The sequence below is a fragment of the Mesorhizobium sp. M0598 genome (assembly GCF_040320865.1).
In the GTDB taxonomy this organism is placed as follows: Bacteria; Pseudomonadota; Alphaproteobacteria; order Rhizobiales; family Rhizobiaceae; genus Mesorhizobium.
In genome coordinates this window covers 1-10157 of sequence record NZ_JAMYQL010000071.1, presented here as the reverse complement: position 1 = coordinate 10157, position 10157 = coordinate 1, and the positions used below count along the sequence as shown (strand labels likewise).

Genomic DNA, 10157 nt, shown 5'->3' with positions numbered 1-10157 from the left:
GGCCCGGCTGGTGGCGAGCTTTGCCCAGGTCGAGGTCGTGCGCCCCGACAACACGATTGAAGAGGGCCTGCCCAAGACGGTGAGCGTGAGCTTGGTGCAGGTAACCGAGATCGACCCGCCGCAGGGCGCCGAGCCGATCCTGTGGCGACTGCTTACCACCCATCTCGTCGAGGACGCGGCCATGGCCTGGCGGATGGTCGATTGGTATCGCATGCGCTGGACCATCGAGCAGTTCTTCCGCACCCTCAAACAGCAGGGGCTTCAGCTGGAAGACAGCCAACTGGAGACCGCCGAACGGCTCGTCAAACTGACCGCCATCGCCGCGCGAGCCGCCTGTGTCGTCATGCAACTCGTCCAGGCCCGCGACGGCCGATCCGCACAACACGCCGCCATCGCCTTCACCCACGCCGAAATCGACACGCTTCAAGCCCTGCTGCCCACACTAGAGGGAAAAACCGCCCTGCAGAAGAATCCCCACGCCCCCCAATCCCTCGCTTGGGCCGCCTGGATTATCGCCAAACTCGGCGGCTGGGACGGCTATCCAAAGTCCAAAGCCCCAGGACCCATCACCTTCCGACACGGATTGCAGCACTTCCTGTCCATCGCCCATGGATGGGCGCTTCGAAATGTGTGAATCGCCTAGCACGCTTGCTGGGGATTTGTTGTGCTCACGAATATCGGCTTAAGTCGCGAGGTCGTGCTCGGGGCAGGTCTCATTGCCGGGCTGCTCGTGCGCGGCATGGCGTTGCAGAAGGGATGGTCGCTGCCACGCTATCGCGAGCGGCGGGGGCGAACGCCCGATGAGATCGACCGCCTGGATCGAAGTGCATAACGTCCCCGAGACCTGCCAGTCCGCCCCCGGCGCTATGCCAACATCTCCCGCCGCCGTGCTTGATAGGAGCCCGGCTTGAAGTGTCGTCCCAAGTGATCAACCCTTAAGAATTTCAAGGGTGGTCTCCCGGGTTTCAGTCGTGCACGAGGCTGACATCAGCGGCAAGTCGTCTGCGACTTTTTCTTTGTCGCCAATCTTGTCCGGTCTGGACGGTATATGACGCGACGCTAATTTAATGCCAATGGCACGTTTTCTGTTGAGCCTCGTTTCGGTTTTATTTTGCAGCACGCTTCTCCAAGCGCACGCGTGGCAGCTCTTCGGCGTCAGGCAGTTTGGCTTCATATTCGATGTTCCCCCTGGCTTTGTCCTGACGCAGCGTTCGGACCAGGGCGCGGAATTTCGGGGCGAAAACGATGCCCTTCTTACCGTGTGGGGCGCAAGGCTCGGCAAGCACAGTTTTCGCGCAGAGATCGAGCACCGCATGGTCGAGGATGAAAAGCGGGGCTGGAAACTGACCTATAGGCGCGTCACGCCGAGATGGGCCAGCTACTCGGGGATCAAGAACGAACATATCCGATATGTCCGCGCCATTGCGGTCTGCAACGACCGTGCCGCGCTCTTTACCATAAATTACAGCAGCGATGAAAAAATCCCGTACGATCCGATTGTGGCGCGTATGGTGCGATCCCTGGGGGCGGAAGGTTGCTGAGAACCGTTAAAGAGTCCATCCATCTCAAACCCGTCATGGCGCTTTTCGCCGTTGCTTCGAAGACTGATCGTCAGCCGGTATCATTCAAGCCCGTCCGGCTCATAGCCCCCGGAGCATTGACGAAAATGTAAAATCCCGCCCCAATCGTCATAGATTGTTTGCTGGGGATTCGCATGAACCGATTTCTCTTTGCGGTTGCCGACTTTCTGTCCCGGCCGCCTGGCTTCTATTTGATGATCGCCGCGATGGTTGCTTGCACGGCGATGGTTCCTTTCGGGCTAACAAACGTAGTCACCTACGCGCTTTCAGTAGCTGCGATTGTGATTACCGGTGTCGTCCTGATCCAGGGTTATCGCGACACCGCTGCTATTCATGCAAAACTTGATGAGATCATCGTTGCACTGCAGGAAACGAGGAACAATGTCGTCGGGCTAGAGCACGCCGAGCCCGAGGAGATCCAGGCCCATTTGGCGCGGCTTGAAATGGAAGCGGCGGAGGCCGATCGAAAAGCAGAGGAAGACGGGCCTCTGCCCGCCTGAGCGCCCGGCGGCTTAGTCCGACTGGGGCACGGTATCGCCAGCGGGAAGGGCAGAAGCGGAAAGCCGCCCAATCGAGGGACTTTGCTCCTCATGCCGAGTTGGCGATTTCTCAACGGAGAAAGTGCCATGTCTAGGAAAAACCGTCTTGATAAAGACCCGGCCGAAGGCAGCCGCTCGGTAGTCGATGGGGAAGCAGGATCTGGACGAGGTGCATGCGACTGCTTGCTGAAAAGCGGTCAACGATTCCAAAGAACAACGCGTTCCCTTGCTTGGTCGGACCCGCTTGACCTTCGCGGGCCGGCGAGACAGTCGGCGAGCGATTTGCGCCGCCCGCCTAGCGCATCAGGCCCGCTGCCCGCAGGGCATCCTCGATGATCTTCTTCACGCCGGGTTGGCCCGATTCCGGGTGACGCGGGAACTGATGGATGGCAGTCGACTGTCGGGGCTTCGTCTTCGCATTTTCCATAGCTGGCGCCGGTGACTGGGGTGGCCGTTGGCTGGCGGGGACTTGCGGCCTCGATTTCCGGGAGGCGCTTTCCTCCGTTGCCGCGATGCCCCAGAACTGCGCGATCTCCCGTGTGGAGGCGATGCCGACATCAAGCATATAAGGTCCTGGAGCGCCGACGCCGTCGCCGACCGGCGTGCCGTGGCCCATCCCGGCGATCATGTTGATTTCGATCAAGGCCTCTCCCGCGCCGTCACGCCAGACCTGCTTTGCGTGCGGGCCGGCAGCTTCCTGACGCGTCACTTTTTCAAGCCGGTGGGCTCCCCGCCATTGGCCTGCGATCGCTTCCGCGTTGGAAGGCGAAACCGTGTGGTCAGCGGCACCGTGCCAAATCGAAATCCTCGGCCACGGTCCCCGATGATCCGATGCGCCGCGGAGGGCCCGTTGCAGATCCTGTTCCGAAGGACCGCCGTGGCCGCGCATGCGATCGAAGGCCTCCGGGATGGTCGCTGCGCTGCCGTAGGGCAGACCGGCAATGATCGCACCGCCGGCAAACACTTCCGGATAGGTAGCCAGCATGGCCGCCGCCATTGCGCCTCCGGCCGAAAGGCCCGTGATGAAGATGCGCTTTCGGTCGAGACCGTGGGTGACGACCATCGTCTCGATCATCTGGCGAACCGAAAGCGCCTCTCCCGAACCACGCTTGGTGTCGCCATGCTGGAACCAGTTGAAACAGAGGTTCGGATTGTTGCCGCGTTGCTGTTCGGGAAAGAGCAGCGCAAAGCCAGCCTCGTCGGCGAGTTGGGACCAGCCGGAATGATGGTTATAGCCGGCCGCGTTCTGTGTGCAGCCATGCAGCACGACGACGAGCGTGGCGCCCTTGGATAGGTCATTGGGAATGTAGAACTTCGCTCCCAGCCCGCCGGGATTGGTACCGAACTCGGCCAGCGTCCGGAGATGGTCTGACGCACCGAGGTCGGCGGGATGTGCGGCATGTCGCGCCTGCAGCGCGGCCAGGTGGGCGATCGTATCGGAGATTTTTCGCAATGGGGCCGTCCCTGTTCTGACGCCCGGAATGGACGGCAATCTGTGCAACGCGCTTGCAGCAATATCGTTGCTGCACGCACAAGAACAAGAGAGCGCGGGGAGATGGAGTCCGGCCGACCATCTGGGCCGGCCGGGAGTAGACGTCTTCAGCCTCGACTAGCTGTGAGATAGAGCGCGTCTTCTTCGTCGTCGCGCTGCTTGCCGCCTAACGCAGCCGCTGCGCTGGCGATGAAAGCACCGATGATGAGAGAAAGCGCGCCAACCAGCGCGAAGGTGGCGCCGGCTTTTTTAGCTGTGTCGGCTGCTTCCTGTGCTCGGACTTTGGCCGCCTCGACCTGAGCAAGCACCGCATCAACCCGGGCAGTAGCATCCGCTTGCGACAGGCCAGTGCGAGCGGCCACGAGTTGGCCTAGATAAGTCTTGTCGTCGGCCGAGACTTCGCCGGCCGCCGCACTCGTAATGAGGATGCGGGAAGCTTGTGCGGCTGCTGTCGCATCGCCCTCCGCGGCCGGCGCCGCCAGCGTGGAAAGATCGGTCGGGCGGAACAGCGCATCGACGAAATAGGACGTCGCGTCGCTGCCTCCGTCGTTCCCGGCGTTTGCGGTCGCGCCTGCCGAGGCACCCATTGCTACTCCCGAGGCCACTGTCGAGGCCGCCTGAACGCCGGTGCCGATTGCCGCGGACAGGGTCGAGCCGAGCACGAACACAACCAGCAGCGTGGCGAGTGCCCAAGCCATAAAGCCGTGTGGGTATCCCGGAAGAAGGTATCATCGCTGTGAACGCCGACCCATTTGGTGCGAAGGCGCCCGGTCAGATAGCCGCCCAGACCCGATGACAGCCATTGAACGATGACCAGCCAGATCGCGGTGGACATGGCAAAGGTCGTCACGCTGGCGCTCTCGTTGGACCATGGAGACACGAGGCCGGACCCGAGAAGCATCAGGATGAACGTCAGGCTCGAGGCAGCGAAGGCGCGGGCGATGATCGGTCCCCAGTTGACTGCGGATGACGAGGACTCGACCGGCGCGGCGACGTCCGTCGCCAGGATGGTTGATGCCATGAATTCCTCCTACCGCATGAACACCGCGAGAAGGTTAATGATCGGAATAGGAACTCCGAGCAGCCAGAGTAGAATGCCTCGACCCATGATTGTCTCCTATCGAAAGAACGGATGCTGGAAGTAAAACAGCCAACCCAACATGTTGGGGTGGCTGGTGTGTGATCAGGCGGCCTTGGCCATTTCGTTGGCGGAAGCATCCGCGAGACCCGTCAATGCCTCGTCCGTCATGGATTCCTCCGCGAGCGTCTGGTCGAGCAGTTTGGCTGCGTCGCTCATGCCCAAGACCTCGGCCCAGCGCTTCAGCGTGCCATAGCGGGTGATCTCGTAGTGCTCGACGGCCTGGGCAGCGGAGATCAGACCGGCGTCCAGTGCGGGAGTTCCCTTGAACTCCTCCATAATCTCCTCGCCCTCCTCGATGATGCCGTCGATCGCGGGACACGTCTTGCCCTGTGCCCGCTTGCCAAGGAGCTCGAAAACCTGCTGCAGGCGCACGACATGACCTTCGGTTTCGTCCTTGTGCTTCTCGAAGGCTGCCTTCAGATCGGCCGATGATGCGGCGCGCGCCATCTTGGGAAGCGCCTTCAGGATCTTCTTTTCCGCGTAAGATATCTTGAGCGTATCGAGGAAGAGATCGTCCAATGTCTTTTCTTTCGCCAGGGCGGATTTCCTTTTGGTTCCAGCATTTCGTTGTCGTTCACGGGGTTGTGAAACGCATGCTCAACAAGCGCGCAACGCCGGAAAGGTTCCTTGAGACGTGTCGCTGCACGTCACTCTAAGTTCGTGGGTCACCCCCTGGTTCAATTCACTTCCCGCTCCGCCAGCCATTTCGCTATCGAGGGATCGCATGATGCTCTGATACTTGGCGTCTCTATTATCGAGCTTCTTGAGAATATTTTTGCCGGCGCAGCCATGAACGAGCGCGCCTGACCTTGGGGATGCTGCTCGCCAAAGTCGCCGGCGGCGAGATCAGCCCTTCCACCCCAAAAGAATTCTCTGGCGACGAGAACGATGTCTCCCGCCAATCGTGACGCCGCCTGGCCTCCGATCCGGTTGCTCCAGGCGGCCAACAATGCCCACGGCGAAATAGACGTCCGGTCGTTTTTCGAATTGGCGCGCTGGAGAGACCAAGGAACAACGACCAGCTGTGATGCCTGCGGGTCAACCGCGCGGTGGGCGCTCGCCGTCGCTTTCGCACAGGTAGTTGTGAATGTCGGTTGCAGCGACCGCGGCGTGCCCGAATGCGACCGCGAGCTGGTTGATCTCGTTGACGATGTCGCCAGCGGCATAGAGGCCAGCAATGGCGGTTCGCTGATGCGAGTCGACGACCACGTTGCCGACCTCATCACATTTCGCACCCAGGTCGATAGCCAGTTTCGAGCGTATGGTGCAGCCCATCGCGGGGTAGATGGTGTCGAAGACGCGCACATCCCCGTTGATGAGCCTGACACTGGCTCCACCTTTGGAGTGCAGCGAGCCGGGCATGCATGCCTCTACTTTGACTTCAGCCCTTCTTAGCAATGCGCCAGCGTCGTAGTCCAATGCCGTGACCGCACTGGTCACCAGCATGGTGACGTCTTGGGTGTACGTTCGCAGGAACAGCGCTTTCTTCATCGCATCGTCGGCCGGACCGAACACGGCCACCCGCTTGCCGATAAGCTCATATGCGTCGCAAATTGGGCATAGCCGCAGGGAACCGGCTTCGATCATAGCCGCGATTTCCGAAATATCTGGCAGTGTGTCGACGATTCCGGTGGCCACAAGCACCGAGCGAGCTCGAATACGAGAGCTCGCGGCGACAAGGAAGTCTGTCCCGTCAAGGCAGACGTCTAGCACCATATCGTCGACCAGCTCCGCGCCATACCGCACGGCTTGCTCCCTCATGCGCGTGAGAAGATCGACGCCAGAAATGCCATCTGGGAAACCCGGACAATTGTGACTTTCGGGAATCCACTTCGCCCGGCTTTCGCCAGAGTCGATGACAATCACGCGACGCAGAAAACGTCCCAGATACGTTGCGGCCAACAGGCCGGCCGGGCCGCCGCCGATGATGAGACAGTCCCATAATTCACTACGACTCGGCGAACTTCGCGCCACCACGATGGCCTCCTGACCTGCCGAATTTTGCGCCGTGACCGAAGTGTCGCGATCGCGTTGAACGAAACGCGGCGCAGGTGGTTTGGTTACATAGAAACAGCCACGCTCGTCGGCTAACTCGCAGCCCTGTGCTCGATGACCAGCTTCACGCGATCAGGGCGGTGCTGCGCTCACCTTGCATGGTTCTTTCCAGCGGAAGCTTGCATAACGCCGTGGCACTTCAAATGCCGGAAGGCCGCGGCCTCATCAGGTCAAATCGTGGCGAGGTCATCGTCCGCGACCGAGCTGCCCTCATCTCCTGGGCAAACGGGTCGTATGGGCAGCCGGAGGCAGAGTATGCCCGCTTGATCGGCAAGCCGGCATCCCCATGTCTCGGGGCCAGGGTCGCTTCACTCCCCACAGGCTCTGGCACGACGGGGCCGGGCCTCCTACCAGGACGGCTCACCGGTGTCGCCGCTCGGTATGAAATCGCGGTGTCGTTCCAAGACAGAGTCGTTGAACGTGAGCGGCGAATGGGTTTCCCTGCGGAGATCGACGAAAATTCCTCGGGTCGCTCCTCACTACCCCCTGGCAGCCTTGAGCCGCGACGTCGAGCGGGGTCGCCATGTTCGATCCAACGGTGCCCAGTCCCGTACGCAATGGCCGCGCGTCCCGAGCAGCCTTGCTGGAGAGTTCTACTGTTCCACTGGAACTGGATGGTGCACAGGCTCTGCATGGTGAAACACCTGTCCCAGGTCGCGCGCGTCGAATGTCTGCCCGCAAACCGGGCAGTAAATGAAATGTTTGGACTCGTCGTCGGCGGGGCCGTCATGCGTCTCGCCCTTGTACCCCGTGGCGATATTGTTGGTTCGGATGCGCTTCATTCGGCGCCATCTGGCGCCTACCCGCCCGACGTCAAGGCCGACCGCCGCATGGGATGGCGCGCGCGATGGCGAGCTGCGCCGCGACCTCGGCGTGGTCCCTCTGCGTCATTTGTCGGCAGCGATGAGCCTCTAGAGGGGCCGCATCATTTCTCTTCGCGTCCAGCCTGCAGCGCCAAGACGACAGCGCGAATATGCCGACCGCGAGATCGATTGCCAGGAGGCGATGGAGCCCGGCTTTCAGGCGATCGTCGATTGCATGCTCGATGCTAGCGCCACACGCATTGGGGGAACAATGCAGGCCCTCGCCGGTTAAAGACTCGCAGCGGTCGATCCGTCTCGGTGCAGCCACTGCCGGGGTCCGTCGCCAATCCCTCCGAGGCGGCGGGCTCCCTCTCCTACTGCCCAATGCCAGATCGCCTAACCTTCAAGGCGCGCGGCCCAGAGCAGATGAAACGACAGTCGCATCTGTTCCCGGCATTTCAAAGAGCATAGGCAATTGGCGACATCCGGCCTCGTCTACGATCAGCCCCTCGATAGTCGCGACGGAGAGATGGCTCTTTAGGCGCAGCCGGATAATCGCCGCGAGTTTGTGAACCGGCACCGGCGTTGCCCCGGCGTGATGGTCTAGCAATTTATTGATCTCGGCAAGTACTTCTGACTCGCCGGCGTGGGGCAATGGTAGCATGACAGCCTCCCGTTCGGAAAAGTAACTATAAGCCGATGGGGGCGATGTGTCTGGCCACGTACGCTTTTGACAAAACGTCCTGGACTTTATTTGGTGAGTTCACGACCAACACGTACTCACTCTTTGTCGGCCCGATCGATTTGGTCGAGCAATGACCTGTGGTGATCCGGTAGCTCCTGTTCTACCGGAAGATTTAGCGCCTTGCGAAGGTAGTTGCGGATGGCTTCTGCCCTGATCCACCGTCGTACAAGGTCGGCGATAACCTTCTGTTTCCTTTTGTCGACCTCAACCATCGACGAGCCTGCATGCGAGGACCGAACCATCCGAGGGCCAGAGTTGTTCCCTGGGAATGCTGTCTGGGGATCGGATAACTCGCTCCCCCGAAGGCCCCGGTGCCCCTTCGGGTTAGCGCCGATGGGCACAGCCGTGCTATCTACCTACACTTGGCAGCGCCCTCGATCAGTTAAGGTGCGGACCCGTAAGTCGGATCTATCCCGATGTTCCCACATCTTTGGTGGCTGTCCCGGGGTTACAGGGAAGTTTTGGAGACGAATGGACGGTATGCTTTGACCTGCATGGCGTGGCGCGGTGTCTGGATAGTGAGCTCGCACGCCGGGTCAGACTTGGCAGCCTCAGACGATGCAATCACGACGTCATTAGGCAAGCCTTTACTTGCTCACTGCAGTTCGCCATGGAGCATCTCGTTTCGCCACCTCCAAATCGCGGACGCCGGCTGACAGCGAGCTTCCTTCCCGCGATCAGGGGCTTCTGCGGTCGTGGCAACCGCCACCACGTCGCCAAGCTATTCCCCGCGCCATAGTTGAGTCAGGGGCATGCGCTTCGAGGATCTGAAGCTGTGTGTTCCGGGCGCCATCATCGCCGGGGTCCCAAGCCGGCGCCAAGACGGCGCTGCGGCGGCGGCGATGTTTTCTCGGCAACCGAGTGCCAGATGAATATCTCGGCCGACGGGCGCATCAGGGTTCCTCGGAAGGATTCAGAAGCGGCGCGTACCCTGCAAGCTCATCAGCGCTTCGCGCTATCGCTTTCCGTTTCGGCCCTCGCGAGGAACTGCTCGGTTGTCGAGGGAAGATGGTCCTTCAACCATTCCGCCATCGCGACCTCCTCTCGCAAGTTCTCGTCGCAAGCCCGCGCGACCTCGCTTTCGCCCAGCGATTCAGCGGCGGCAATCAGGATCGTGTAGGAGGCGATTTCCATGTGCTCGAAAGTGTAACTCGCGAGTGATCCCTTCATCACCTCGTCGCCGGCGAAGATGCCGCTCAACGATTGCGCCATCGCCGTCAGCTTGCCGCCAGCATCCTTCATCGTGGATGAACCCTCATCCATTCGGTCGAGGCAGATTTTCAACCGAGCAGCCTGCTGCCTCGTTTCATCAAGGTGCAGTCGGATTCGGTCGCTGAGCTCGGGATAATTCTCGATACGGCTCAACTGCCCGTTCAACATCGTTTCGGCCTGCTCTTCCATGGCATGAGCATCTCTAAGCCATTGGGCAAGCCATTCTCGCGCCTCTGACATTTCAAATCTCCTTAGTGGACGGAGAAGAACTGCCGAACGGTGACATTGTTCCCACTTCGTCTGGTCGGATTAGAGAGGTCCGATGAGACGGCTCTCAGGTCCGGCGCGCGCGGAGTAACATCCCTGCCTGCTCGGCACTGCCGCCGTAGTATTCCTTCGTAGATGGCGACAGCAGGGATGCCTGGCGCCGCCTTCAAAAGGGGAAGGACCTCGGCATCGAAGATGTGCTCGAGAGGGCCAGGCCGTCGTACCCATCCGGTGAAGACCGCAGACGTGTATCCGGCGGCCATGAGGACCTGAGCACCGCGGTGCCGGCGTCAAGTTTTTGATGGGGAGACGCGATGATATTC

General features: G+C 60.8%; 10 protein-coding genes and 1 pseudogene. 5 read left to right on the top strand and 6 right to left on the bottom strand.

The window, feature by feature from the left end:
* The 4 genes from NKI59_RS34265 to NKI59_RS34250 all read left to right on the top strand — a co-directional run.
* The coding region (locus NKI59_RS34265; protein WP_352708948.1) for an IS4 family transposase at positions 1-634 on the top strand (634 nt) is incomplete at its 5' end.
* 30 nt (positions 635-664) lie between these two features.
* Positions 665-832: a hypothetical protein gene (locus NKI59_RS34260; protein WP_352708946.1), complete on the top strand. Its 168-nt coding sequence runs from the start codon at positions 665-667 to the stop codon at positions 830-832.
* Positions 833-1073: 241 nt separating this feature from the next.
* Positions 1074-1541 (top strand): hypothetical protein, encoded by a 468-nt coding sequence (locus NKI59_RS34255; protein ID WP_352625177.1) that lies wholly within the window; start codon positions 1074-1076, stop codon positions 1539-1541.
* 173 nt (positions 1542-1714) lie between these two features.
* Positions 1715-2080, top strand: a complete 366-nt coding sequence (locus NKI59_RS34250) for a low affinity iron permease family protein (RefSeq protein WP_352592422.1) — start codon at positions 1715-1717, stop codon at positions 2078-2080.
* A gap of 334 nt (positions 2081-2414) precedes the next feature.
* On the opposite strand, the gene NKI59_RS34245 is transcribed toward NKI59_RS34250, so the two are convergent.
* Together NKI59_RS34245 and NKI59_RS34240 are read right to left on the bottom strand one after the other, a co-directional pair.
* The gene (locus NKI59_RS34245) at positions 2415-3572 is read right to left on the bottom strand and encodes an extracellular catalytic domain type 1 short-chain-length polyhydroxyalkanoate depolymerase (protein WP_352592420.1); all 1158 of its coding nucleotides are present in this window, start codon (positions 3570-3572) and stop codon (positions 2415-2417) included.
* Between the two features lie 146 nt (positions 3573-3718).
* Positions 3719-4512 (bottom strand): annotated as a pseudogene (locus NKI59_RS34240) (hypothetical protein).
* Between NKI59_RS34240 and NKI59_RS34235 the strand changes: the two are divergent.
* Complete coding sequence (locus NKI59_RS34235; protein WP_352708952.1) at positions 4421-4756, top strand: hypothetical protein; 336 nt, start codon at positions 4421-4423, stop codon at positions 4754-4756. The pseudogene NKI59_RS34240 and the gene NKI59_RS34235 sit on opposite strands and share 92 nt — an antisense overlap.
* Positions 4757-4794: 38 nt before the next feature.
* Here NKI59_RS34235 and NKI59_RS34230 read toward each other — a convergent pair whose 3' ends face one another.
* From NKI59_RS34230 to NKI59_RS34215, 4 genes are all read right to left on the bottom strand, one after another.
* Positions 4795-5289, bottom strand: a complete 495-nt coding sequence (locus NKI59_RS34230) for a YciE/YciF ferroxidase family protein (RefSeq protein WP_352708950.1) — start codon at positions 5287-5289, stop codon at positions 4795-4797.
* 501 nt (positions 5290-5790) lie between these two features.
* Positions 5791-6729 carry an NAD(P)/FAD-dependent oxidoreductase gene (locus NKI59_RS34225; protein ID WP_352625183.1) on the bottom strand — a complete coding sequence of 313 codons (939 nt, stop codon included), beginning with the start codon at positions 6727-6729 and terminating at the stop codon, positions 5791-5793.
* Positions 6730-8013: 1284 nt separating this feature from the next.
* The gene (locus tag NKI59_RS34220) at positions 8014-8274 is read right to left on the bottom strand and encodes a hypothetical protein (RefSeq protein WP_352592414.1); all 261 of its coding nucleotides are present in this window, start codon (positions 8272-8274) and stop codon (positions 8014-8016) included.
* A gap of 1023 nt (positions 8275-9297) precedes the next feature.
* The gene (locus NKI59_RS34215; protein WP_352625184.1) at positions 9298-9807 is read right to left on the bottom strand and encodes a ferritin-like domain-containing protein; all 510 of its coding nucleotides are present in this window, start codon (positions 9805-9807) and stop codon (positions 9298-9300) included.
* Between the last annotated feature and the right edge of the window lie 350 nt (positions 9808-10157).